The 25,439-nt window shown below is 64.2% G+C and carries 22 protein-coding genes; 16 read left to right on the top strand and 6 right to left on the bottom strand.

Translation table 11 applies throughout. From position 1 onward, the window contains the following. Genes QFZ40_RS14210 through QFZ40_RS14195 form a run of 4 tightly spaced genes read left to right on the top strand, consistent with a single transcriptional unit; the run spans position 1 to position 3,701 of the window. The gene (locus QFZ40_RS14210) at positions 1-834 is read left to right on the top strand and encodes an exodeoxyribonuclease III (protein ID WP_306905179.1); all 834 of its coding nucleotides are present in this window, start codon (positions 1-3) and stop codon (positions 832-834) included. Positions 835-852: 18 nt separating this feature from the next. Continuing rightward, positions 853-1,992 (top strand): tryptophan--tRNA ligase, encoded by a 1,140-nt coding sequence (gene trpS, locus QFZ40_RS14205; protein ID WP_306905178.1) that lies wholly within the window; start codon positions 853-855, stop codon positions 1,990-1,992. Between the two features lie 4 nt (positions 1,993-1,996). After that, the gene (locus QFZ40_RS14200) at positions 1,997-2,584 is read left to right on the top strand and encodes a 2'-5' RNA ligase family protein (protein WP_306905177.1); all 588 of its coding nucleotides are present in this window, start codon (positions 1,997-1,999) and stop codon (positions 2,582-2,584) included. Between the two features lie 55 nt (positions 2,585-2,639). After that, positions 2,640-3,701 carry a YihY/virulence factor BrkB family protein gene (locus QFZ40_RS14195; RefSeq protein WP_306906931.1) on the top strand — a complete coding sequence of 354 codons (1,062 nt, stop codon included), beginning with the start codon at positions 2,640-2,642 and terminating at the stop codon, positions 3,699-3,701. A gap of 19 nt (positions 3,702-3,720) precedes the next feature. Here the strand turns inward: QFZ40_RS14195 and QFZ40_RS14190 are convergent, their stop codons facing one another. The 6 genes from QFZ40_RS14190 to sdhC all read right to left on the bottom strand — a co-directional run bounded on the left by QFZ40_RS14190 (position 3,721) and on the right by sdhC (position 12,193). Continuing rightward, positions 3,721-7,641, bottom strand: coding sequence for a galactose oxidase-like domain-containing protein (locus tag QFZ40_RS14190; RefSeq protein ID WP_306905176.1), 3,921 nt, complete (start codon positions 7,639-7,641; stop codon positions 3,721-3,723). 124 nt (positions 7,642-7,765) lie between these two features. Next, positions 7,766-8,536, bottom strand: a complete 771-nt coding sequence (locus tag QFZ40_RS14185) for an alpha/beta hydrolase family protein (protein WP_306905174.1) — start codon at positions 8,534-8,536, stop codon at positions 7,766-7,768. A gap of 100 nt (positions 8,537-8,636) precedes the next feature. Further along, on the bottom strand, positions 8,637-9,419 hold the full coding sequence (locus tag QFZ40_RS14180) for a succinate dehydrogenase iron-sulfur subunit (protein ID WP_306905172.1): 783 nt from the start codon (positions 9,417-9,419) through the stop codon (positions 8,637-8,639). A 1-nt stretch (position 9,420) separates the two neighbouring features. Beyond that, entirely contained in the window at positions 9,421-11,226 is a 1,806-nt protein-coding gene (sdhA, locus tag QFZ40_RS14175) for a succinate dehydrogenase flavoprotein subunit (RefSeq protein WP_306905170.1), read from the bottom strand. Positions 11,227-11,329: 103 nt separating this feature from the next. Continuing rightward, positions 11,330-11,809 (bottom strand): succinate dehydrogenase hydrophobic membrane anchor subunit, encoded by a 480-nt coding sequence (locus tag QFZ40_RS14170; protein ID WP_306905168.1) that lies wholly within the window; start codon positions 11,807-11,809, stop codon positions 11,330-11,332. A gap of 3 nt (positions 11,810-11,812) precedes the next feature. Beyond that, positions 11,813-12,193: a succinate dehydrogenase, cytochrome b556 subunit gene (gene sdhC, locus QFZ40_RS14165; RefSeq protein ID WP_214958684.1), complete on the bottom strand. Its 381-nt coding sequence runs from the start codon at positions 12,191-12,193 to the stop codon at positions 11,813-11,815. Positions 12,194-12,449: 256 nt separating this feature from the next. On the opposite strand from sdhC, the gene QFZ40_RS14160 reads away from it, so the two are divergent. The 12 genes from QFZ40_RS14160 (at position 12,450) to QFZ40_RS14105 (ending at position 25,361) form a co-directional block, all read left to right on the top strand. After that, positions 12,450-13,583, top strand: a complete 1,134-nt coding sequence (locus QFZ40_RS14160; protein WP_306905166.1) for a mannose-1-phosphate guanylyltransferase — start codon at positions 12,450-12,452, stop codon at positions 13,581-13,583. 77 nt (positions 13,584-13,660) lie between these two features. Further along, positions 13,661-14,860: an amidohydrolase gene (locus QFZ40_RS14155; RefSeq protein ID WP_306905165.1), complete on the top strand. Its 1,200-nt coding sequence runs from the start codon at positions 13,661-13,663 to the stop codon at positions 14,858-14,860. Positions 14,861-14,952: 92 nt separating this feature from the next. Continuing rightward, positions 14,953-15,387: a MarR family winged helix-turn-helix transcriptional regulator gene (locus tag QFZ40_RS14150; RefSeq protein ID WP_306905164.1), complete on the top strand. Its 435-nt coding sequence runs from the start codon at positions 14,953-14,955 to the stop codon at positions 15,385-15,387. Positions 15,388-15,474: 87 nt separating this feature from the next. Continuing rightward, on the top strand, positions 15,475-15,906 hold the full coding sequence (locus tag QFZ40_RS14145) for an organic hydroperoxide resistance protein (RefSeq protein WP_306905162.1): 432 nt from the start codon (positions 15,475-15,477) through the stop codon (positions 15,904-15,906). Next, positions 15,903-16,925 carry an NADP-dependent oxidoreductase gene (locus QFZ40_RS14140; RefSeq protein ID WP_306905161.1) on the top strand — a complete coding sequence of 341 codons (1,023 nt, stop codon included), beginning with the start codon at positions 15,903-15,905 and terminating at the stop codon, positions 16,923-16,925. The genes QFZ40_RS14145 and QFZ40_RS14140 overlap by 4 nt, the downstream gene beginning before the upstream one ends. Positions 16,926-17,168: 243 nt before the next feature. Continuing rightward, positions 17,169-18,281, top strand: a complete 1,113-nt coding sequence (locus QFZ40_RS14135; RefSeq protein WP_306905159.1) for a BMP family lipoprotein — start codon at positions 17,169-17,171, stop codon at positions 18,279-18,281. A 181-nt stretch (positions 18,282-18,462) separates the two neighbouring features. Further along, positions 18,463-20,052, top strand: a complete 1,590-nt coding sequence (locus tag QFZ40_RS14130) for an ABC transporter ATP-binding protein (protein ID WP_306905158.1) — start codon at positions 18,463-18,465, stop codon at positions 20,050-20,052. Continuing rightward, entirely contained in the window at positions 20,045-21,436 is a 1,392-nt protein-coding gene (locus QFZ40_RS14125) for an ABC transporter permease (protein WP_306905157.1), read from the top strand. Before QFZ40_RS14130 ends, QFZ40_RS14125 begins: the two co-directional genes overlap by 8 nt. Then, positions 21,433-22,935, top strand: coding sequence for an ABC transporter permease (locus QFZ40_RS14120; protein WP_306905156.1), 1,503 nt, complete (start codon positions 21,433-21,435; stop codon positions 22,933-22,935). Before QFZ40_RS14125 ends, QFZ40_RS14120 begins: the two co-directional genes overlap by 4 nt. After that, positions 22,935-23,375 (top strand): cytidine deaminase, encoded by a 441-nt coding sequence (locus QFZ40_RS14115; protein ID WP_306905155.1) that lies wholly within the window; start codon positions 22,935-22,937, stop codon positions 23,373-23,375. Before QFZ40_RS14120 ends, QFZ40_RS14115 begins: the two co-directional genes overlap by 1 nt. After that, positions 23,372-24,721, top strand: a complete 1,350-nt coding sequence (locus tag QFZ40_RS14110; protein WP_306905154.1) for a thymidine phosphorylase — start codon at positions 23,372-23,374, stop codon at positions 24,719-24,721. Before QFZ40_RS14115 ends, QFZ40_RS14110 begins: the two co-directional genes overlap by 4 nt. Positions 24,722-24,725: 4 nt before the next feature. After that, positions 24,726-25,361, top strand: coding sequence for a DedA family protein (locus QFZ40_RS14105; protein ID WP_306905153.1), 636 nt, complete (start codon positions 24,726-24,728; stop codon positions 25,359-25,361). The last annotated feature ends 78 nt before the right edge of the window (positions 25,362-25,439 follow it).

Genomic DNA, 25,439 nt, shown 5'->3' with positions numbered 1-25,439 from the left:
GTGAGCTCGGCATTGAAGAAGGACCACCTTCGCATCGCATCAGTCAACGTCAACGGCCTTCGGGCTGCCTACAAGAACGGAATGGCGGCCTGGCTGGAGCCGCGCGAGGTGGATATCCTGTGCCTCCAGGAGGTCCGGGCGCCTGACGCGATCGTCCGCCAGCTGCTGGGCGAGGGCTGGCATATCCTGCACGCTGAGGCAGAGGCCAAGGGCCGCGCAGGCGTGGCCATTGCTTCACGGGAAGAGCCGCTGGACACCCGTAACGGCATTGGCGATGACTACTTCGCCACCGCCGGCCGCTGGGTGGAGGCAGATTTCCGGATGACCGATGCTGCCGGCAACCGGGTTCAACTGACCGTTGCCAGCGCCTACGTGCATTCCGGTGAGGTGGGAACCGCCAAGCAAGAGGACAAGTTCCGTTTCCTCGATGTGATGAGCACGCGCCTGCCGGAACTGACGAAGCACAGCGACCACGCTTTGGTGGTGGGCGACCTCAACGTGGCCCACACACCCCTGGACATCCGAAACTCGAAGGCAAACGTCAAGAAAGCGGGACACCTGCCGGAGGAACGCGAGTACTTCGACCGGTTCTTCGGCGAGGAAATCGGCTGGAAGGATGTTCACAGGGGCCTGGCCGGCGACATCGATGGGCCCTACACATGGTGGTCGCAGCGCGGGAAGGCCTTCGACAACGACACCGGCTGGCGCATCGACTACCATCTGGCTACCCCTGAACTGGCTTCCGCCGCCCTCTCGGCGGTCGTGGACCGGGCGGCCTCATGGGACACCCGCTTCTCCGATCATGCCCCGCTGGTAGTGGATTACCGGCTCTAGTTTGAAGGCTTCCAACGAATGACCACTTCTTCCACCGTGACCGGGACCTCCGCAGCTGCTGACGCCGCTGCCGTTGCCCCCGATGCCGAAACGTCTGTCCGGCCCGAGCTTTCAGCCACCGGGCAGCCCGCCGCGGGGGTCCGGCACCGTGTCCTGTCCGGCATGCAGCCATCAGCCGACTCCCTCCACCTGGGAAACTACCTCGGCGCACTGGTGAACTGGGTGCGGATGCAGGATGAGTACGACGCCATCTTCTTTATCCCGGACTTGCACGCCATCACAGTGCCGCAGGATCCCGCGGAGCTTGCGCGACGCACCCGGGTGACAGCGGCCCAGTACATCGCAGGCGGCGTGGACGTGGAGAAATGCACGCTCTTTGTCCAGTCCCAGGTGCCCGAGCACGCCCAGCTTGCCTGGGTCCTGAACTGCATCACCGGTTTTGGCGAAGCCTCGCGGATGACGCAGTTCAAGGACAAGGCACAGAAACAGGGTTCCGATTTCGCCAGCGTGGGGCTCTTTACCTACCCCGTCCTGCAGGCCGCGGACATCCTGCTGTACCAGCCGCACGGCGTCCCCGTCGGAGAGGACCAGCGGCAGCATGTGGAGCTCAGCCGTGACCTTGCCACCCGGTTCAACTCCCGCTTTGGCGAGACTTTCACGGTTCCGCAGCCCTTCATCCAGAAGGAATCCGCCAAGATCTACGATCTGCAGAACCCTACAGCCAAGATGTCCAAGTCTGCCGAATCCCCAGCCGGGCTGATCAACCTGCTGGATGATCCGAAGGTCACCGCCAAGAGGATCAAATCCGCGGTGACCGACGCCGAGACGGAAATCCGCTTTGACCGTGAGGCCAAGCCCGGCGTCTCGAACCTGCTCACCATCTTCTCCGGGATCAGCGGCCAGACCGTGGAGCAGCTCGTTGCGGCCTACCAGGGCAAGATGTACGGCCACCTGAAGACGGATCTCGCGGAAGAGGTGGTGGCGCGGCTGTCACCGATCCGCGACCGCGCCAACGAACTGCTGGATGACCCTGCGGAACTGGACCGGCTCCTTGCCCACGGTGCGGACAAGGCCCGGGAGATCGCAGCGGCCACCCTGAGCGACGTCTATGCCAAGGTGGGGTTCCTGCCCTATGGCGGCGCACCAGGAGCCCGCTAGCCCGATGTCGGTTTCGCGCAAGGCCAGCGAAGGAATGAGCGTAGGCGTCATTCTTGGATTCCCGCCTGCCATCTCTGAAGAACTCCAGAGATGGCGCGCTTCCTTTGGGGATCCCATGGCGGCAGTTATTCCTGCCCACATCACGCTGGTCACCACCACGCCCACCCAGGATTGGGAGGCAACGCGGGCGCACGTCCGTGAGGTTGCCCGCCAGCAAGCCCCGTTCATGGTGACTATCGCCGGAACCGGAACGTTCCGGCCGGTCTCGCCCGTGGTGTTCATCAACGTGGAGGACGGCTTCGGCGCCTGCGTGGATCTTCACGAGAAGCTCCAGACCGGCCCCCTTGAGCGGGACCTGCCTTTTTCCTACCACCCCCACGTGACCATCGCCCATGATGTCGCTCCGGAAAGCCTCGACGAAGCCGAAACGGTCCTTAAGGACTACAGGGCCACGTTCCCCGTGGTTAGCATGGGACTTTACGAGCACGATGCGAACGGCATTTGGCAGCTAAGGGAAGAGCTGGACTTTGGGACGGAAACCGACGACGACGCCCGTGCCTGCGCAGCGAACGCCGCCGCCGACGCCGATTGACCCACCGCCCCCCACTGATCTGGCACAACTGAAGCTCGCCGCCATCCGAAAGCGGATGGAGTGGGGAAGGGCCAGAAGGTCCGACGGCGGCCCGCTAGCCAGCCTGCTGGCCATGTTCCAATGGCTGCAGGCCCGGCTCAATACCTTGCGGCCGATGAGAGTGTTCCAGCACTACAACCTCCAGCGCGGTCCGTTGCTAAGCGCGGGTATCGGTTTCAGGATGTTCTTCTCCATCACAGGACTCCTCACCACCGGATTCTCGGTTGCGGGCCTGGCGCTACGCAGCGAGCCCCCCCTTTTGGAGCGTGTCATCAACACCGTTGCCCAGAGTGCCCCGGGGCTTCTGAAGGTCGACGGCGGCGAGGGTCTGGTTGACCCGGCGGACCTGCTGAATCCGGACGGACTTGGCTGGACGGCGGTAGTCGCCGGGGCAGTCACCTTTGTCATCTCGCTCGGCTGGGTCGACGGCGTCCGTGCCGGCCTCCGGGTGGTCATGCAGCTCCCGCCGCTCAGGGTTAATCCCGCCCTGCTCAAGCTACGCGATGCCGGGACCCTGCTGCTGCTCGGCGTGGCCCTGGTAATCAGCGCAGGGGCGTCCCTGGTGTTTGGCACAGCCGCGGGCTGGGTCTCGGATTTCCTGCAGCTGGATCCGGCGCTGTCCGGCCCGCTGACCACCTCAGTGAAAATCGGAGTGCCGCTGGTCCTGAGCTGGGTCACGGCCGTCATCATGTTCCGGCTGGCCGCTGCGCTCAGGCTGTCCCGCCGGGCACTCCTGGAGGGCACCATTCTTGCCGGTGTCGGCACAACTGTCCTTCAGGTTTTCAGTACGGAACTGCTTGCCGGGGCCGGGCGGAACCCCATCCTGGCGCCGTTTGCCATCATCATTGGCCTGCTGATCTGGTTCAACCTGGTCAGCCAGGTCTACCTTGTGTCCGCCGGCTGGGCAGCGATCCGTGAAGAGGACCTGAAGAACGTTCCGTCCGCCCATGAAAAAGCGCCCAGGGCGTCGCGCCAGATCCAGCCAGGCAAGGTACCGGTGGAGGTGCGTGCCCGGGACAGGCCCGCCGCGGCTGCTACTTCCCGGCGTCGAGGTATTGTTCGGCCCAGGCAGAAATGATGCGCGCTGCCCGCACTGCCTACGGCGCGGCGAGCACCTCGATCAGTGCGAGGTTCCACCGGTCGGTGATAGGCGAAGTGTCATTGATCGTTACGGTGGTTCCTGCTGTGGCCGTAGGGGAGTTCTGGCGCTGCAGCCAATACGTGTCGCCCGCCGGAGGGAAGTATTGGTCAACCAGCGTTTGATTCGGCCCGACCGTGCGGGCCAGGGAGGCGCTCCAGTCTGTGCCGACTGCCCAGACCCATGAGCCTGCCCTGGTGGTGGTCAGGTTGGCGGTTGGCGGGCCAGAAGCTGCGTTGGCTCCGGCCACGGCGCCGCTGGCAGTGTCGGCATTCAGGAAGGCGACCACGGACATGGACGACTGCCACGTGCCAGAGTTCTGCGTTGCGATTACTGTGGCATTGCTCAGCGGCCCGGGCGCAACAGCCTGCCAGATTTCGGCCGTGCCGGCTTGGGCGTTGGTGCGCTGGCGCAGGGACCACGTGAGGCCCGCTCCGCTCACAGAACGGATGGAGGCGGTGCCGCCGCCGCTGGGTCCGTCGGAGCTGATGAAGGCAAGCAACAGTTCGTTGGAGCCCGTGGTGGTCAGCCCGGTGCTGGTTACCGTGGAGGAGTTGGTGCCCTGATGTGCCGTGACAATCCTGTCAACGGTGACCGTCCGGACACCGCCTGACGGAGTGGCGGTGGCGGCATTCGAGAGGCCGCTGACGTTGCCTGCGGCATCCTGTGCTGTCACGGTGTAGGTGTACTCAATCCCGGCTGTCACCGAGCTGTCCACGTAGGAGGTGCCCGTTACGTTGGTCAGCGCCGCGCCGTTCCGGGAGATGTTGTACCGGGTGACGCCGACGTTGTCGGTACTTGCGCTCCATGCAAGCGAGACTTGCCCGCTTCCGGCCGCCGCGGTAAGGCCCGCCGGTGCGCTGGGCGGCGTTGTATCGCCGGAAACGTCAGCTCGTGCCTCGTTCGACGGCGGACTCAAGTTGGATGCGGCGTCTTCAGCTTTTACCTGGTAGTAGTAGGTACCGGCGGCCAGACCGGAGTCGCGGTAGGACGTGACGGACCCCGCGACCTGCGCGACCTGGCTGACCGGACCGGCGGTAAAGGCAGCCGTCGTCGAGCGGTAGATGTCGTACTTGGCTACGCCGACATTGTCACTCGACGGTCCCCATGCCAGGTCCACCTGTCCCACGGCCCCTGTCCCTGTCAGCGACGTGGGCGCGGTGGGGGCCGCCGCGTCCTCGAAGGGAGCAGGAAACCTGACCATGGAAGCCACTGAGGGAACGCCGTTGCTGCTAACGATGGACAACATGTAGTGCCCTGGGGGGGCGTAATTGCCATTGGCGGGCATCTTCACGCTGAGCCCGCCGGCGGTCTGGGTGAAGGGCAGGGACAGGGCCCGCTCGTTCTGGTCAAAAGCATGCGTCACCGAACCGGTCCTGATCAGGGAGACCGACTGGATTGAGCCGGCGTCGGGGGTTTCCACCAGAACGCTGGCGTTGTACTGGACGGTGCCGGGAACCGAGGTGATGGCTGGCCGAGGACCCTTGAACAAGTACGGCGGGGAGTAGACCTGGTAGCTCCTTTGGTCAGTTACGCCGGTGTCGCCCCCACCCCCGGAAACAAAGACGCGGCCATCCGGGAGGAGGAGTGCTGTGGAATGATAAAGGCGCGGCGCCGCCATCGCGGCCACCGTCCGCCACAGGCCTGTCGAAGAATCCCAGATTTCTCCGGCCTTGACGGCCTTCGTGTCGTCCTGGCCCGACCTCTCAGTGCCGCCTCCTGTTGCAAGCACGGAGCCATCCGGCAGGTTGGTGAGATTCATGAAGCTGCGCGGATACTGCATCGCGGAAGTTGGCTGCCAGATGGGATTTCCGGCGTTGAGGTCCAAGGTAAATGCGGTGTTCGACGACGGGCCCGTGAAGCCGCCGTCGGCTGCCGACCCTGCCTTCATGAACTTTCCTGGTGCGTAGTTGGTGATGGAGGCGCCGTCGATGATGCGGCCATCGATTGTGGTCCACTGCTGAGTGGCGACATTGAGTGCGATGGTCGATGTTGCCTCTTCGGACGCTCCTGCCTGAAGTACGCGTCCGTCCGGCAGTTGGTACATGAACGGGTAGTACGGGATGTTGCGGCTGGCCGAGGCCAGGTCACTCCAGGAGTTGTGCTGGGCGTCATAGAGCTCGGGGATCCGGACGATGTCAGTCGAATTTACATTTGCGCCCGACGTGACCAGGACCTTGCCGTCGCCCAGCGTTGTCCCGGTCGCGTACCAGCGGGGGTAATGCATGGGAGCCAGCACCTGCCAGATCTCCGTGGCGGGATTGAACGCCGTAACATCCCGGATGCCCAAGCCACCGCTGGTTGCCGTCCCGCCGATCACCAGGATCCGTCCGTCGGCCAGTACCGCCTGACCCGCGCAGAACAAGTCAGCTGCCGCATTTGGAACGCGGACGTAGCTGCCCGTTGCGGGATCCAACAGGTACTGCTCGCCGCCCTGGGTGAAGTCCCCTTGCCACGTCAGGATCTTGCCGGTGCTGGTCAAAGCCGCATGGATGGACACCTCTGGCCAGGGCTGCAGGGGACCCCAGGACCCGACGACGGCCGGGTCTGCCCCCGAGTTATTGACGGTCACGGAGACGGGGGCCGCGGTGGTCACGTTACCTGCGGCGTCCCGTGCCCTGGCCGTGATGGTATGCGCGCCTGCGCTGGCTGTGGTGGTATTCCACGTCAGCGAATAAGGGGCAACGGTGTCCTCGGCCTGCAGATTGGCAGCATCCAAAGTGAACTGGACTCCGGCCACTCCGACGTTGTCGGCAGCTGTTGCGGCCACTGTTACCTGCCCGGACACTGTGGCACCGTTTGCTGGGGCGGTGACGCTGACAGTCGGCGGGGTGGTGTCGGGTGCCGGCGTGGCGGTGGTGAACGTGGCATCAGGGGAGGTGGCAAGGTTGTTTGACGAATCGGCAGATTTCACCCGGTAGTGGTACAGCGTGCCGGCAGTAAGCCCGGACAGTGCTTGGCTGTGGGAGGTGGTCAGCGTTGAGTCCTGGACTGTGCTGGATCCGTAGGACGTTGTGGTGCCGTATTCAACCTGGCTGGTGGATGGTTCATCGCTCGTCCACGTCACCGTGGCCCCGGTCTGGCCCGGCGTTCCGGCCGACACATTTGAGAGGATAGGCGGTGTGCTGTCCACGGTGCCGCTGGCGGCACGGACTTCGATCAGCGACAGGTTCCACATGTCATTCGTGGGTGCGGTGTCGTTGATAGTGACAGACGTCGGCACCGCGGTGGGCGCCGTCTGCCGCTGGGTCCAGAACGTGTCGCCGTGGCTGGAAGTGTATTCGTCCACCATGCTCTGGCTGGCGCCCACAGTCCTGGCTACGGACCTGCTCCAGTCGTTGCCCACTCCCCAGACCCATGAACCGTTCCTGGTTGTGGTCAGCGCGGCGGTTGGTGCCCCCGTGGGACCGCTGGCGCCGGACGCGGCGCCGTCGGAGGTGATGTCCGCCCCCGTGAAGGTGGCAACCGTCATGGAGGCCTGATAGTTACCCGGGTGGTTGGCTGTGACTCGGGCGTTCGTGAGGATCCCGCTGGCCACCGCCTGCCAGATCTCGGCCGTCCCGTACTGAAGGTTGGTCCTTTGGCGCAGCCGCCAGCTGAGGCCACCGCCTGTGACAGCGGTGAACTGCTGGCCCCGGCTCACCGCGGGACCGTCCGCCGACACAAAGGCGACGACGAGCTCGCCGGGCTGCGTGGTGGTGAAGGTTGGGGACACGATGCTCGTTGACGGTGCCGACTGGTGCGTGCTCACCACCTTGTCCACGGCGAGCCCGGCAGCGCTGGCCGGCGGCGGAAGGATCACGCTGTAGGCGAAGGCAAAAAGGCTGATCATCAGCACAATGGACAGGTGGGACGGTCGTGCCCTGGTGCTGCGCCGCATGGGGTCCTCGCAAACTCACGGATATCCCTTGAATGTGGCCCCGTCGCGGCGGAATGTAAAGAAGCTGCGGCCAATTAGGGGGCATTAGGGGATCTGCGAAGAAGCGCCCGCCTTTTTTCGCCGGTTACTTCCCGGCGTCGAGGTATTGCTCGGCCCAGGCAGAGATGATCCGGGCGGCCCGTGCCGCCTGGCCCTTGCCGGTCAGCAGGTGGTCGCTGCCCTCGAGGGATACGAAGTTCCGCGGATGGCGGGCCGTCTGGAAGATGGTGCTGGCGTTCTCGATTCCCACGGTGTTGTCGGTGGGGGAGTGCATCACCATCAGCGGTTTGTGAAGCTGCCTGATGCAGTCCGTGAGGTCGGCGTTCGCCAGGTCCTCCACAAAGTGCTTGCGGATCTCCAGCCGCTTGCCGCCGAGGTCCACTTCCGCGCTGCCCTCGCTGAGGATCTTGTCCAGAGCGCTGTCAAAGACGTGCTCCACGTGCTTGGGGGAGAACGGGGCACCCACCGTTGCGACGGCGTCGAGCTCCGGGATCTGCCGGGCGGCCGAAAGCACTGCAGCACCGCCGAAGGAGTGCCCCACCAGCAGGGAAATACTCTTACCCTGGGCACGCATGAACTCGGCTGCCTTCACCGTGTCAGCCACCTTGTGGCTGAACGAACCCTCCGACCACAGGCCGGCGGAATCGCCAAGCCCCAGATTGTCGAAGCGGAGCATGCCGATGCCGGTGTCTGCCAGGGCCTTGCACATGCGGGAAGCCGCGGGGCTGTCCTTGCCCAGAGTGAAGCCGTGGGAGAAGACCCCCCAGCCCCTCACGGGCCCCTCCGGGACGTCCAGGATCCCGGAGAGGGCCTCACCGGTGGATCCTTCGAACGTGACTTTTTCGGAGCGTGACATCGATGACCTTTCAACTACAGCAACGCGGGGTCACTTCCGGCCCATGTTCGTGGATGGAATGGGCGCGAAGTGACCCCGCGTTGCTCAAGCCTGGTAGAAACTAGATCCTGCGGGAAAGAATAGCCTGCTTGACCTCGGCAATGGCCTGCGTGACCTGGATGCCGCGCGGGCATGCTTCGGAGCAGTTGAAGGTGGTGCGGCAGCGCCACACGCCTTCCTTGTCGTTCAGGATCTCCAGGCGCATGTCGCCGGCGTCATCACGGGAATCGAAGATGAAGCGGTGGGCGTTGACGATCGCAGCCGGGCCGAAGTACTGGCCATCCGTCCAGAACACCGGGCAGGAGGACGTGCACGCGGCGCAGAGGATGCACTTGGTGGTGTCATCAAAGCGCTCACGGTCCTCGGCGGACTGCAGGCGTTCCTTGGTGGGCTCGTGGCCCTTGTTGATCAGGAACGGCATGACCTCCCGGAAGGACTGGAAGAACGGTTCCATGTCCACAATGAGGTCCTTCTCCACCGGCAGGCCCTTGATGGGCTCGACAGTGATGGGCTTGGACGTGTCCAGGTCCTTGAGGAGGGTCTTGCAGGCCAGGCGGTTGCGGCCGTTGATGCGCATGGCATCGGAGCCGCAGACGCCGTGCGCGCAGGAGCGGCGGAAGGAAACGCTGCCGTCGATCTCCCACTTGACCTTGTGCAGTGCATCCAGCACGCGGTCGGTACCGTACATGGTCAGCTTGAAGTCATCCCAGGTGGCGTCCTCGGAAACCTCAGGATTGTAGCGTCGTACCCGCAGGGTGACGTCGAAGGTGGGGATTTCGCCGCCGCCTCCAACGTGGGCGGGCAGCTCGACCTTTGAGGCTGGCTCAGCAAGTTCGGCGGACATCTTAGTACTTCCTCACCATCGGCTCGTAGCGGGTAAAGACAACCGGTTTGGTGGCCAGCCGGATTCCGGCAATCGCTTCCGCGGATGCCGTTCCGTCAGCCGGGGCGGAGTAGTCCTTGTACGCCATTGAGTGCTTCATGAATCTTTCGTCGTCGCGCTCGGGGAAGTCCTCCCGGAAATGGCCGCCGCGGGATTCTTCCCGGTGCAGCGCAGCCACGGTCATGACCTTGGCGAGCTCCAGCAGGAAGCCCAGTTCAACGGCTTCGAGCAGGTCAAGGTTGAAGCGCTTGCCCTTGTCCTGGACACTGATGCGCCGGTACCGCTCCTCGAAGGACGCGATGTCCTTGAGTACCTGGTTGAGCGTGTCGGCCGTGCGGAACACCTGCATGTTTGCGTCCATGGTGTCCTGGAGTTCCTTGCGGATCACCGCCACCTTCTCGTCGCCGGTGCCGTTGCGGGCAATATCCAGCAGCTGGATGGTGTAGGCCTCCGGATTTTCCGGGAGTTCCACGAAGTCAGCTGTCTTGGCGTACTCGGCAGCGGCGATTCCGGCACGCTTGCCGAAGACGTTGATGTCCAGCAGTGAGTTGGTGCCCAGGCGGTTGGAACCGTGGACGGACACGCACGCAACCTCACCGGCCGCGTAGAGGCCCGGCACGATGGTGTCGTTGTCCTGCAGCACCTCAGTGGTGATGTTCGTGGGGATGCCGCCCATGGCGTAGTGCGCCGTCGGGAACACAGGGACCGGCTCCGTGTAGGGCTCCACACCGAGGTAGGTGCGGGCGAACTCGGTAATGTCCGGGAGCTTGGCGTCGATGTGCGCCGGCTCCAGGTGGGTCAGGTCCAGGAGGACGTAGTCCTTGTTGGGCCCGCAGCCGCGGCCTTCACGGACTTCGTTGGCCATGGAGCGGGCCACGATGTCGCGTGGCGCCAGGTCCTTGATGGTGGGAGCGTAGCGCTCCATGAAACGTTCACCCTCCGAGTTGCGCAGGATGGCTCCTTCGCCGCGGGCTGCCTCGGAGAGGAGGATGCCCAGCCCTGCAAGGCCTGTCGGGTGGAACTGGAAGAACTCCATGTCCTCCAGCGGGATGCCGCGCCGGAAGGCGATGCCCATGCCGTCCCCGGTCAGGGTATGGGCGTTGGAAGTGGTCTTGAACACCTTGCCCGCGCCGCCTGAGGCGAACACTACGGACTTGGCCTGGAACACGTGCAGTTCGCCCGAGGCGAGGTCGTAGGAGACCACACCTGCCACGCGCTTCTGCTTGTACGCAGTGCCGTCCTCGCGGACAGCGTCCTCTTCGACGGTCAGGAGGTCCAGGACGTAGTACTCGTTGTAGAACTCAACGTTGTGCTTGACGCAGTTTTGGTACAGCGTCTGCAGGATCATGTGGCCGGTACGGTCAGCGGCATAGCAGGCACGGCGGACGGGGGCCTTGCCGTGGTCACGGGTGTGGCCGCCGAAACGGCGCTGGTCGATCCGGCCTTCCGGCGTGCGGTTGAAAGGCAGGCCCATCTTCTCAAGGTCCAGCACGGCGTCGATGGCTTCCTTCGCCATGACCTCGGCGGCGTCCTGGTCAACCAGGTAGTCGCCGCCCTTGATGGTGTCGAATGTGTGCCATTCCCAGTTGTCTTCCTCGACGTTGGCAAGGGCCGCACACATGCCACCCTGCGCCGCACCTGTGTGCGAGCGGGTGGGGTAGAGCTTGGTCAGTACTGCTGTGCGGGCGCGCTGACCGGATTCGATCGCGGCGCGCATGCCAGCGCCACCGGCACCGACGATGACTACGTCGTACTTATGGACCTGCATACCAGACGCTCTTTCTCTCAAAATTCGCTATAAAACAACGGACCGGCGAAGCCTGCTCCGCAAATCTGCTTCCGTGGCCAACGCAGGCCCGGGGATGATTCCGTTACGCAGCGGGGCAGAAACCGCCGGGCAGCTGCACACCGTCCACTACCGGGCACGGGTTGAAGGTGAAGATCACCAAGGTTCCCAGAACGACGATCACGGTGGTGGCGGCGTAGAGCACGATCTTGAGCCAGAGGCGGGTGGAGTCCTTCTCGGCGTAATCGTTGATGATGGTCCGCACACCGTTGGTGCCATGGAGCATGGCCAGCCACAGCATGGCCAGGTCCCAGACCTGCCAGAACGGGTCGGCCCACTTGCCGGCGACAAAGCCGAAGTCGATGGCGTGGATGCCGTCGCCGACCATGAGGTTCACAAAGAGATGGCCGAAGATCAGCACCACCAGGACCACACCTGACAGGCGCATGAAGAGCCAGGCCAGCATCTCGAAGTTACCCCGGGATCCGCCCGTGCGGCGGTACTGGGGGGCGATCTTTCCGCTGCGGTTCTGTCCACTGCGCGGGTTTTCAATCGTTGCGGTCATGGCTTAGTGGCCTCCGAAGGCGAGGGACAGGTGGCGGATGGCGAATGCCGCCAGGGTGACGATCCAGAGAGCCAGGACCACCCAGAGCATCTGGCGCTGGTACTTCGCGCCCTTCTTCCAGAAGTCGACGGCGATGATGCGCAGGCCGTTAAAGGCGTGGAACACGATCGCGGCAACAAGGCCCGTTTCACCGAGGGCCATCAGGGGATTCTTGTAGGTACCGATAACAGCCGTGTAGGCCTCGGGGGACACGCGCACCAGTGAGGTGTCCAGCACATGGACCAACAAGAAGAAAAAGATCACAACACCGGTAATACGGTGTCCTACCCAGGACCACATGCCTTCACGGCCGCGGTACAAGGTGCCAGCTGGTTTTGTCGGCACTGAATCAACCTTCCTGCAACACAGCGGCGCTGGCATGGGATCCACGCGGGGGGAACGCCTGCTGCGAGAGCACTCATGGCTCAGGCCTAAATCTAGGCTTCGCTCACAGCTTATTCAATTTAGGAGTTCCTTGGTGCCCTCTCCAGCGCGGGATTTGCGGTTGTTTGAGACCAACGCCACACTATCTGGCAGTTCCGGACGGCACCTGACCGTCCCGGAAAGGGTGCCCGGCGGCGCGTCGGCTAAAGTAGCCGTGATGACTACAGACAAAATGACCAGCCCGGACTCACCCTTGAGCCGCTTCATTGCGGTGATTCCGGCAGGCGGAGTGGGGACACGCCTCTGGCCCCTGTCACGCGCGGCAGCTCCCAAATTCCTGCATGACCTCACAGGCTCGGGCAGCACACTGCTGCGCGCCACCTTCGACCGGCTGGAGCCGCTTGCGGGCAGGCGTGTCCTGGTGGTCACCGGGACCGCACACCGCGCTGCCGTCTGCCGCCAGTTGCCCGAGCTCCAGGACTCGGACCTGGTTCTCGAGAGCGAACCGAAGGATTCCGGTGCCGCCATCGGCCTCGCCGCGGCCATCCTCCATGAGCGCGATCCCGACACCATCATGGGTTCCTTTGCAGCGGACCAGGTGATCAGCCCGGAGCACCTCTTCCAGGACGCCGTCCGCGAGGCGATCCACACGGCTGCCGCCGGAAAGATCGTGACCATAGGCATTAAACCGACGCATCCTTCCACGGGCTTCGGCTACATCCGTGCAGGGCGGGAACTCAACATCGAAGGTGCTCCCAGCGCCAAAGCGGTGGTGGAGTTTGTTGAAAAGCCCGACGAGGACGTGGCCCAGCAGTACCTGGACAGCGGCGAGTACGTCTGGAACGCCGGCATGTTCGTGGCCCCTGTGGCGCTGATGCTTAAGCACCTGGAAGCCAACCAGCCACAGCTTTTCGAGGGACTCCAGGAGATCGCCCAGGCGTGGGACACTCCTGATCGCGATGAGGTCACGGCGCGGGTTTGGCCCACGCTGCCGAAAATCGCTATCGACTACGCGGTGGCTGAACCTGCCGCCGCTGCCGGGGACGTCGCCGTCGTGCCCGGCACTTTCGGATGGGACGACGTCGGGGACTTCGCCTCAGTAGGCCGGCTCAACAGTGCGCGGGAAGTCGACGACGTCACAGTCATCGGTGAAGGCGCGCGCGTGTTCACCGAAAACGCCAGCGGCGTGGTGGTTTCCGACACCAAGCGCGTCATTGCCCTGATCGGTATCAAGGACGTTGTCATCGTGGACACACCCGACGCCTTGCTGGTGACCACCAAGCAGCATGCCCAGCGGGTGAAGGGCGCAGTGGACGCGCTGAAGGCAAGCGGTGATTTCGACGTCCTCTAGCCGTTCCTGCGCCGGGAAAGCCGTAACGCGCGGGCCGCTGATGCCTGTATTCCCTGGACCCTCGCTAGAGTGAATCTGTGCGCAATTACACTACTGAAGCTGAACCTACCGCCTTGGTGGGTCCTTGGCTGGACCCGCTCCTTCCGGAACTGATCGATTTCCGCAGGGACCTCCATGCGCACCCGGAGCTTTCCTTCAAAGAATTCCGCACCACCGACAAGCTCGTGGAGCGGCTGGAATTGGCGGGCCTGGCGCCGCGCCGGCTCGAAGGCACCGGCCTCACGGTTGACATCGGCGACGGACCTATTGCGACGGCCCTGCGCGGCGACATCGATGCCTTGCCGATCATCGAGGAGACCGGCCTGCCGTTCGCGTCGAAGAACCACGGCGTCACGCATGCCTGCGGCCATGACATCCATACCGCCACCATGCTCGGCGTGGCGCTGGTCCTGCAAAGCATGCACCTGGAGTCGCCGCTGGCCGGCACCGTCCGGATCATCTTCCAGCCGGCGGAGGAGACCATGCCCGGCGGTGCACTGTCCTGCATCGAGCAGGGCGTCCTGGACGGCGTCCCCCGCATCCTGGCGCTGCACTGCGATCCGAGGATCGACGTCGGACGCATCGGCACGCGCATCGGTGCCATCACCTCCGCCTCGGACACCATCAGGATCGAGCTGAGCGGCCGCGGCGGCCATACTTCCCGGCCGCACCTTACGGAAGACCTCGTATTCGCGCTGGCGCAGATCGCCGTTAACGTGCCTGCCGTGCTGTCCCGCCGGGTTGATGTGCGCAGCGGCGTCTCGGTGGTGTGGGGCCATATCTCCGCAGGCTCGGCACCAAACGCCATTCCCGGTACCGGCTTCATGGCCGGCACCATGCGCTGCCTGGACCGCGACGCCTGGAAAGACGCCGGCGAACTCCTGGATGAAGTGGTGCATCAGGTGGCCGCGCCGTACGGTGTGGACGTCCGCCTTGAACACACCAGGGGAGTCCCGCCCGTAGTGAACTCCGAGCATGAGACGGCCCTGATCGAGGCCGCCGCCCGTGCCGAAATCGGGGAGAGCGCGGTCATGCTGACGCCGCAGTCCATGGGCGGTGAGGACTTTGCCTGGTTCCTGGCTGAGCGCCCGGGAGCGATGATGCGCCTTGGTACCAAGACCCCCGGCGGCGAGGAATACGACCTTCACCGCGGTGACTACGTCGTGGACGAGCGGGCACTGGGCTTTGGCATTCAGGTGCTCACGGCAGCAGCCCTTCGAACCATCCGGGACCTGTAAAACCAGGCATTCAGCCCACCCCATTCGCGCCTTGTTGGGGCTGGTGGGATGGGTAAGTTGTGCACAATTTAATTGTGTACTAGCGTAGAGCCATGACCGATGCTCCGAGACTTGACCGCCAGGTCTGCTTTGCCCTTTACTCAGCGTCCCGCGCGGCAACTGCCGTGTACCGGCCGCTTCTCGACGAGCTGGGCCTGACCTACCCGCAGTATCTGGTGATGCTGGTCCTGTGGGAAGAGGACCCCCGGGGCGTCAAGGAACTGGGCGAGGAGCTGGGACTGGACTCCGGGACCCTCTCGCCCCTGCTCAAGCGTCTCGAGGCCCTGGGGCTCGTGGAGCGCCGCCGGTCGGGGGAGGACGAGCGGAGGGTGGCGATTCATCTGACGGCAGCGGGCCGCAACCTCAGCAGCGGTGCTACGGCCATTCCGCAGCGCCTGGCCGATGCAGCAGGGCTGTCACCCGCCGAACTGGAGCAGCTCCGCACCACCCTGGGCAGGCTCACCGCTGCCCTCCACGACTCGCGCTGACCGGATTGCGCTGACCGGATTTCACACGGGACAGCGCGCTTCAGGTCAATCGAAATTTTCCATACATTCCTACAGGACGGACACACCGTGAAGACCCTTTACACTGCTGAGGCCCTGGCCTCGGGCGAAGGCCGAGACGGCAACGCACGCACCCAGGACGGCAAGCTGGACGTCAGTCTTGCCAGCCCCGTGGAGCTGGGCGGCAATGGTGATGGCACCAACCCGGAGCAGCTCTTTGCCGCCGGCTATGCAGCCTGCTTCCACTCGGCCCTTCGCCTCGTGGGACGCAAGGAAAGGGCGGACCTGACCGATTCGGCCGTAGCAGCACGCATCCACTTCGGCGCCTTGGATGGCGGCGAAGGCTACGGCCTCGCTGCCGAACTCGAAATAGCGGTTCCGGCCCTGGATCTTGCCACAGCCGAAGCGCTCGTAGCCAAGGCCCACCAGATCTGCCCGTACTCCAACGCGACGCGCGGAAACATCACCGTCGACATCAAGATCCTGGAGTTCGCAGCATGAGCACCACTACCGCCTTGCCCGCGACAACCCGGGAGATCCGCCTCGCATCCCGCCCGCAAGGGCGCCCCACCGACGAGAACTTCCGGCTGGCCGAATCCGCGCTGCCCGAACTGCGGGAGGGCCAGGTCCTGGTGCGCAACCTCTACATCTCGGTGGACCCATACATGCGGGGCCGGATGAACGACGTCAAGTCCTACTCAGCCCCCTTCGCGCTGGATGTAGCGCTCGACGGCGGCGCTGTCGGTGAGGTCATCGCGTCCAGGTCCGACGCCCGGAAATTGGGGGACGCCGTCGTCCATTCCCTGGGCTGGCGCGAGTACGCCGTCCTGGAGGCCGGCGCCACCACGCTGGCCCGGACAGACCTGGCCCCGGCGTCGGCGTTCCTCGGTGCGCTGGGCATGACCGGGCTGACCGCGTACGCGGGGCTGCTGAAGGTTGCCGAATTCAAGCGCGGCGATGTTGTCTTCGTCTCCGGAGCCGCCGGCGCCGTGGGCTCCCTGGTCGGGCAGATTGCCAAGGCCATGGGCGCGTCCCGGGTCATCGGCAGTGCCGGGACACCGGAGAAGGTGGCCCGGCTCCTGGAGCTGGGCTTTGACTCTGCTTTCAACTACCGCGACGCCCCGGTCCGGGAACAGCTCAGGGCTGCCGCCGGTGGCAACGGGATCGACGTCTACTTCGACAACGTGGGCGGTGACCACCTCGAGGCAGCCCTGGCCGAAATGAACGTGGGCGGCAGGGTGGCCATGTGCGGAGCCATCTCCCAGTACAACGCCACGGAGGCGACGCCGGCACCGCGGAACCTCATGCTGGCAATCGGAAAGCAGCTGACCCTCCGCGGCTTCCTGGTGGGAGGACAGCGCCAGCACAGCGCAGAGTTTGCGGAAAGAATGGCGGCCTGGCTTGCCGATGGTTCGGTCCGTTACGACGAGACGGTGGTGGACGGGCTGGAGAACGCACCCCGGGCGTTTATGGACCTTCTTGACGGCGCGAACACCGGCAAGATGCTGGTCCGGATCTAACCGGGACCCGGGCGCAGTACTGAGTGCTCCGTCGACGCCTACTGATTGGTAACAAGTTCTCAACGATTGGCCGGATACCGCCCCTTAGGCGTGATGGGACGTGTCGCAGGCCACTAAAGTTACTTACATCAGTGCGCTTCGGCGCAGTGCTGCGAAGCCGACAGTGAAAACAGAATTTCAGTGCAGAAACGGACACTCATTGGATTCGAGTCGTAGCGCCACTCTCTTCATCCTGGAGGAAAATTGAAGACATCACTGCGTGCCAATTTCAAGCGCGGTTCAATGGCCGGCGTGGCCACCGTGGGTGCCACGGCACTCCTGCTGACCGGCTGTGGCGCAGCCCCGTCCACTTCCGGCAGCTCCAGTGGCGCCGCGAAGTCGGACTACACCGCCTGCATGGTCTCCGACTCCGGCGGATTCGATGACAAGTCATTCAACCAGTCCGGCTACGAAGGTCTTCAGAACGCTGTCAAGGACCTGGGTATCCAGGAGAAGCACGTCCAGTCCAAGGCTGACACCGACTACGATCCCAACCTGCGCTCCATGGTCCAGCAGGGCTGCAAGCTCACTGTCACAGTCGGCTTCCTGCTTGACAACGCCACGAAGACCATCGCCACGGCCAACCCGAACAGCCACTTCGCGATCATCGACGTCAATGACCCCACCTTCCCCAAGAACGTCAAGCCGATCGTCTATGACACGGCCCAGGCTGCGTTCCTGGCGGGCTATCTTGCGGCCGGAACGTCGAAGACCGGGAAGGTCGCGACCTTCGGCGGCATCAACCTCCCCACCGTCACGATCTTCATGGACGGCTTCTCCGACGGCGTGAAGTACTACAACGACAAAAAGGGCAAGAACGTCCAACTCATCGGCTGGGACAAGGCCAAGCAGGACGGCACCTTCGTCGGTGACTTCAAGCAGGTGGACAAGGGCAAGGTCCTGACCCAGGGATTCCTGGATCAGGGCGCTGACATCGTGCTCCCGGTGGCGGGCCCGGTGGGGGCCGGTGCAGGCAGCGCCATTCTCGAGGCCAAGTCCAAGGGCACCGATGCCAAGCTCATCTGGGTCGACTCCGACGGCTACCTCACGGCGCCCGACTACAAGTCCGTCATCCTGTCATCCGTCCAGAAGACCATGGCCACAGCCGTTGAGACGGTCATCAAGGACGACAAGGACGGCAAGTTCGACGCCACGCCGTACGTAGGCACCTTGGAGAACGGCGGGGTTGCCCTGGCACCCTTCCACGATCTGGACTCGGCAGTGCCGGCGGACATGAAGAGTGAGCTGGACCAGCTGAAGAAGGACATCATTTCCGGAACCGTCAAGGTTGAATCGAAGTCCAGCCCGACGAAGTAGGAACCACACCCGGAGGCGCACTGCCCTTCCGCCGGCACATCGGCTGAAGGGCAGTGCGCCTTGTCGCGTTCCACCAGCCCATACTGCCCAAGCACGACGGCGGACACTAGGCTGGGACCACCCGGTGCCCTGCCGCAACAACGCCGGGGCAGATCCATACACATACAGATTGGTTGGGGTCTTGAAACTCGAACTGAGAGGGATCACGAAGCGATTCGGATCCCTTGTAGCCAATGACCACATCGACCTTGTGGTCGAGCCGGGACAGGTGCACTGCCTGCTGGGGGAGAACGGCGCAGGGAAATCCACCCTGATGAACGTCCTCTACGGCCTCTACGATCCTACCGAGGGCGAAATCCTGATCGACGGGAAGCCTGTGGTGTTCAAGGACCCGGGGCAGGCGATGGCCGCGGGCATCGGGATGGTGCACCAGCATTTCATGCTGATCCCGGTTTTCACAGTTGCCGAAAACGTGGCCTTGGGCAATGAGACCACCAGGACAGCAGGATTCCTGGACGTCGAGGCGACCCGGCGCAGGATCCGCCAGATCTCTGACCAGTACGGGTTCGACGTCGATCCGGACGCCCTGGTCGAAGACCTCCCTGTGGGGGTCCAGCAGCGGGTGGAAATCATTAAGGCCCTGGTCCGCGACGCTGAGATCCTCATTCTGGACGAACCGACGGCAGTGCTCACGCCGCAGGAAACCGATGAGCTCCTCGACATTATCCGTCAGCTGAAGCGGGACGGTAAGTCGATCGTTTTCATTTCGCATAAGCTCCGCGAGGTCAAGGAGATCTCGGATACCATCACGGTTATCCGCAGGGGAAAGGTGGTCGGCCAGGCCGAGCCCACAGCCTCCACCACGGAGCTTGCCTCCGCCATGGTGGGACGCGCGGTGAAGCTGACACTCGAGAAGGGCGAGCCCCGGACCGGGGATGTCACGTTCAAGGTCCGGAACCTGACAGTCGTCAACGCCAATGGCCAGCGGGTCGTGGATGGTCTTTCTTTCGACATCGCCAAGGGCGAGGTGCTGGCCATCGCCGGTGTCCAGGGCAATGGCCAGACCGAACTCACCGAGGCCATCCTGGGTGTCCAGCCGCATGTCACAGGATCGGTGACGCTCGACGGCGAGGAGCTGCTGGGCCGCAGCGTGAAGCAGGTCCTGGGCGCGGGAGTCGGGTTCGTTCCCGAAGACCGGACGGTCCACGGCCTGGTGGGTACCTTCTCCGTCTCGGAGAACATGATCCTGGATCTGTACGACAAGGCGCCGTTCGCCAGCGGACTGGGAATGAAACCGTCGGTCATCTCGGAGAACGCCGCGAAGAAAGTCGAAGAATTCGACGTCCGGACCCCCTCGGTGACGGCCGCCGTCGGCACGCTCTCCGGCGGCAACCAGCAGAAAGTTGTACTGGCCCGCGAACTGTCCAGGCCGCTGCGGCTGTTCATCGCCTCCCAGCCGACGCGCGGCCTTGACGTCGGTTCCATTGAATTTGTCCACAAACGCGTTATCGCCGAACGCGACAACGGAACCCCGGTCATGATCGTCTCTACCGAACTCGATGAAGTGGTACAGCTGGCGGACCGTATTGCCGTGCTGTACCGGGGCCGGCTTGTGGGCATCGTGCCGGCAAGTACCTCGCGCGATGTGCTGGGCCTGATGATGGCAGGGGTTCCCGCGGCTGAAGCCGAAGCCAGTGTCAAAGCGCACGCGGTCGCTAACCCGCCTGCCGTACCGGAAGCGTCCGGCCGAGAAGGAGAATCACATGTCTGAGAAGACGACGCCGGAATCCGTGCCGGGCGGCAAACATGCGGCGAAAGCTCCGGCCGAAGACGGCCCGGTGCAGGCTTCGCCGGTAGAGGACGTCGTCACCGACGTGGTCATTGACACCGCCGGCGGCCATATTCCGCCGTCGGCCGTCCCGAGCACCAGCCAGAGCGGGAGCATCCGGGCCGCCACAGGCGGTTCCCTGCTGCGCCAGATTTTCACTGGCAACGCCATGGTGTCGCTGCTGTCAGTGGTCCTCGCGATAGTCCTGGGTGGCATCCTGATGGCCGTCACCAATCCCAGGGTCGCCGCCACAGCCGGATATTTCCTGGCCCAGCCCGGTGACCTGATAACAGAAGTCTTCCGTCCGTACGCGGCCCTGGTGCAGGGTTCCATCTTTAACTGGGCCGGCGCCGATCCGGCCGCGCAGCTGTACCCGATCACGGAAACCCTGACGGTATCTACCCCGCTGATCTGCGCCGGCCTGGGTGTCGCCCTCGCGTTCCGGGCCGGCTTGTTCAACATCGGTGCCCAGGGCCAGATCATTTTCGGCGCCCTGTTCGGCGCGTACGCCGGTTTTACCTGGCACCTTCCGATCGGCCTGCATCTGCTCGTGGTGATTATTGCCGGCCTGGTGGGCGGCGCCGTCTGGGGCGGTGTGGTGGGCCTGCTCAAGGCGCGCACGGGTGCCCACGAGGTGATCGTCACGATCATGCTGAACTACATTGCAAACTTCCTGCTGCTGTTCCTGCTGACCACTCCGGCCTTCCAGCGCAAAGGCTCCACGAATCCGATTTCGCCGTTCCTGGACCAGAATGCGCTCTTTCCTGAGCTGCTCGGTCCGCAGTTCCGGCTGCACGCAGGCTTCCTTGTCGCAGTCCTTGCCACGGCCTTCGTCTGGTGGCTGCTTAACCGCTCCACTGTCGGTTTCGAATTCCGCGCCGTCGGGGCCAACGCCAGTGCCGCCCAGACTGCCGGCATCAACGTGGCCAGGACCACCATCCTGGTCATGGCGATCGCCGGGGCCCTGGCCGGCCTGGCCGGCATCGCGCAGGTGTCGGGTACGGAGAAGTACCTGTCAGGCGGTGTCGCCGCCTCCATTGGCTTCGACGCCATCACGGTTGCATTGCTCGGCCGGTCGACGCCGTGGGGGACCTTCTTCGCCGGTCTCCTCTTCGGCGCCTTCCGTGCCGGGGGGGTGGCCATGCAGGCGCAGACCCAGACGCCGATCGACATTGTCCTCGTGATCCAGTCACTGATCGTGCTGTTCATCGCAGCGCCCCCGCTGGTCCGGGCGATTTTCGGACTCAACCCCCGTAAGAAAAAGCCCACCCAGGGTGGGACCGCCGGTTCAATGACCCGCGGCGTGAAGAGCGGAGCGGCAGCATGAGCGCCACGACCCAACCTCCTGCCAGGCAGCGGGACGCTGACGCTGCGGCCGCGAACGGCGCGACCGCAGCCGCTGCCGCCTCCGAACTGGTCAGCTGGAAGGCCGGCATCGGACTCGGGCTGCTGGCGCTCCTGGGCACAGTGCTCTTTGGCTTGCTGACCAACGGAAAGGTGGCCGGTTTCAGGATCGCGGAGGCCCGTGACCCGAATGCTTCGACCGCCGCCGGCTGGGTGACACTTGCAGTGGCTCTGGCCGTCTCCGCCTATTTGGGCTATCTCTGGGCGGCGCGGCGGCGGCAGCGCGGACCGGTGGACCGTTGGATTCCGGCGGCTCTGCTCGCAGCGGTCGTGGTCCTGGGTCTTGCCGCACTGGGTGTTGCCGGGGTGGAAAAGGTTTCCGTTCCGTCGGTGGCCGTGGGCTGGATCTGCTCGGCAGTCCTCCTGGCACTGGCTGGCTGCGCCATCTTCCTGACGAGCCGGCGCCGGCCCACCCCGCGCTGGGTGGGTCGAGTCTTCGCCGTCGTATTCCTCGTTGGTTTCCTCGTCTGGATCGTTGCCGGCGGCCGTGACAATGAGCCGTCGATATCGCTCGGCGGGCTGCTGGCAGGGTCAGTTACTCTCTCCGTTCCCCTCGTCTTCGGCTCACTGTCGGGCGTGCTGTGCGAGCGCGTGGGCGTGGTCAACATCGCCATCGAAGGTCAGCTTCTGCTGGGAGCCTTCTCGGCCGCCGTCGTGGCCACCGTGACCGGCAATGTCTACCTCGGCCTGATCTCAGCGGCGGTAGCCGGCGCCCTGGTGTCGCTGGTGCTCGCCATTGTCAGCATCAAATACCTGGTGAACCAGATCATCGTCGGCGTGGTACTGAACGTCCTGATCAGTGGACTTACCAGCTTCCTGTTTTCCACGCTGCTGACAGCTGACCCGGAGCACCTGAACAAACCGGGACGGCTGGATCCCGTGGACATCCCGTTCCTGGCAGACATCCCGATCATCGGCCCCATCCTTTTCCACCAGTCCCTGGTCGGCTACCTGATGTACGCCGCGGTGATCGTGGTCTACATAGGCCTCTTCCATACCAAGTGGGGCCTGCGCGTGCGGGCCGTGGGGGAGCACCCGCAGGCCGCGGATACCGTCGGCATCAACGTCAACCGCACCCGGTTCAGGAATGTACTCATGGGCGGCGCCATTGCCGGCATCGGCGGTTCCTTCTTTACGCTGGTGTCCGTGGATGCCTTCAGCAAGGACATGTCCGGCGGCCGCGGCTATATCGCCCTTGCGGCCCTGATCTTCGGCCGCTGGAATCCCATCGGGGCGTTCCTGGCTGCGCTTCTGTTCGGTTTCGCCGACAACCTCCAGAGCATCATCACGATCATCGGCTCACCGGTACCGAGCCAGTTTATGGCGATGCTGCCTTATGCGTTGACGGTGATCGCCGTGGCCGGACTTGTGGGCCCTTCCCGGCCACCGGCCGCCAGCGGCATACCCTATGTCAAGGGTTGATGGCAGTGGAAGACAACGGGACTTCAGAAGCTGGCGCGCCTGGTAGCGGCGTTGACTGGGAAGCGCTCAAGGCTGCAGCAGTCGCCGCCATGAAAAACGCCTATGCCCCGTATTCGAAGTTTCCGGTGGGGGCCGCAGCCCTCACCGGGGATGGCCGGATCGTCAGCGGCTGCAACGTGGAAAACGCCAGTTACGGCCTCACTCTTTGCGCCGAATGCGCGCTGGTGGGTCACCTGCACATGACGGGCGGCGGGCTGCTGCGAGCGTTCTACTGCGTGGATGCTGGCGGAAACATCCTGATGCCATGCGGCCGTTGCCGCCAGCTGCTCTACGAATTCCGCGCACCGGGCATGGAACTGATGACCACTCAGGGCATAAAGACCATGGACCAGGTGCTCCCCGATGCATTTGGCCCCCAACACCTGGAGGAACCTCAATGACAGCACAGACTGAAAACGCAGGAAACGCAGGAAGCACGAACAAAACCGAAGCCTTCGACGCCGTCGACATCATCCGCATCAAGCGGGACAAAGGCGTTCTGAGTGCCGAACAGATCGACTGGACCATCGATGCCTACACCCGCGGCGTCATTGCCGATGAGCAGATGGCTGCGCTAAACATGGCCATCCTGTTGAACGGCATGGACCGGGCAGAGATTTCTCGCTGGACCGCCGCCATGATCGCTTCAGGGGAGCGGATGGACTTTTCGGGCCTGCGGCGGCCCGACGGCGGCGTGAAGGCTACCAGCGACAAACACTCCACCGGGGGAGTGGGGGACAAGATCACCCTGCCCCTGGCGCCGCTCGTGGCGGTGTTCGGCGTCGCCGTGCCCCAGCTGTCCGGACGCGGCCTGGGCCACACCGGCGGCACGCTCGACAAGCTGGAATCGATCCCCGGCTGGCGGGCCGCCCTGAGCAATGACGAGATGATGGCGCAACTGCAGGGCGTCGGCGCCGTCATCTGCGCGGCTGGCGCAGGCCTGGCTCCGGCGGACAAGAAGCTTTATGCGCTGCGCGACGTCACCGGCACGGTGGAGGCGATCCCGCTCATCGCCTCCTCGATCATGAGCAAGAAGATCGCCGAGGGGACGGGCTCGCTCGTCCTCGACGTCAAGGTGGGCAGCGGGGCGTTCATGAAAAATGAAGCCCGCGCGCGGGAACTGGCCGAAACCATGGTGGCGCTGGGTAAGGATGCAGGTGTTAATACCGTCGCATTGCTGACCAACATGAGTACGCCACTCGGGCTCACAGCCGGTAACGCGATTGAAGTAGAGGAATCCGTGGAGGTCCTGGCCGGCGGTGGCCCTGACGACGTGGTGGAGCTGACGGTCCGGCTCGCGGAGGAGATGCTCGCATGCGCAGGCGTTCACGACGCCGATCCCCGCGCCGCCCTGAAGGATGGCAGGGCCATGGACGTGTGGAACCGGATGATCGAGGCGCAGGGCGGAGACCCCCGGGCCAAGCTTCCGGCTGCCAGGGAATCCGAGGTCATTTATGCACCGGCTGACGGCGTACTGGTTGAACTTGATGCCCTGTCAGTTGGCGTGGCGGCGTGGCGCCTGGGCGCCGGCCGTGCCCGCAAGGAGGATGCTGTCCAGGCGGGCGCCGGGATCCGCATGCATGCGAAGCCCGGCGCGGTGGTCCGCGCCGGTGAACCGCTGATGACTCTGCTGACCGACACCCCGGAGAAGTTCGCCCGTGCCAAGGAATCGCTGGAGCATGCCGTCGTGATAGCTCCGGAAGGCTCCCGGCCTGCCCAGCAATTGATCATTGACCGCATAGCATAAGCCCATGCAGGCCATCAACGATTTCATCCTCGCTGCCGCCGGGCAGCCCTGGGTGCTGTTGCTGGTGCTCGCCTGCTGCATCATTGACGGGTTTTTTCCGCCAATCCCGAGCGAGTCAGTGGTGGTGGGGCTGGCTGCCGTCGCCGCCACCGCTGATGTTCCCAATCCATGGCTGCTGGCGCTTGTTGCGGCCTTAGGGGCTTTTTCGGGGGACAACATCGCCTATCTGATCGGGCGCAGGGTGGGGATCCGCCGCTGGCAGTGGATGCGCGGGCCGCGGATGCAGGCTGCCTTCCGCTGGGCCGGGGACGAGCTGCGGAAGCGTCCTGCCTCCCTCATCCTCGTGGCGCGGTTCATCCCGATCGGCAGGGTGGCCGTGAACCTCACAGCAGGCGTGACGCACTATCACCACTTTCGCTTCATCGGGCTCACCATTCTCTCCGCCACTCTATGGGCCGGATATTCGGTGGCGATCGGCTTGTTCTTCGGCCAATGGTTCGAAAACAACCACTTTCTGGGCGCGGTCATCGCGATTATCTGCGCCGTGGCTTTGGGAATCATCGTAGACCTGGCCATCAACCGCCTGCGCGGCAAGGTCCCGGTGGTAGAGCGGCTGAAGGATCCCGACGGCGGGGCGTAGCGGACCACGCCCCTGCCATGGGACACTGAAGAGCGACTTTCGTCACTTTGGCTGCGTCATTTTCGTCTAGGAGCAAGA

Source organism: Arthrobacter pascens, from assembly GCF_030816475.1.
GTDB classification, from domain to species: Bacteria; Actinomycetota; Actinomycetes; order Actinomycetales; family Micrococcaceae; genus Arthrobacter; species Arthrobacter pascens_B.
Note: the sequence above shows the minus strand (reverse complement) of the source record. Positions and strands in the feature narration are given on the sequence as shown.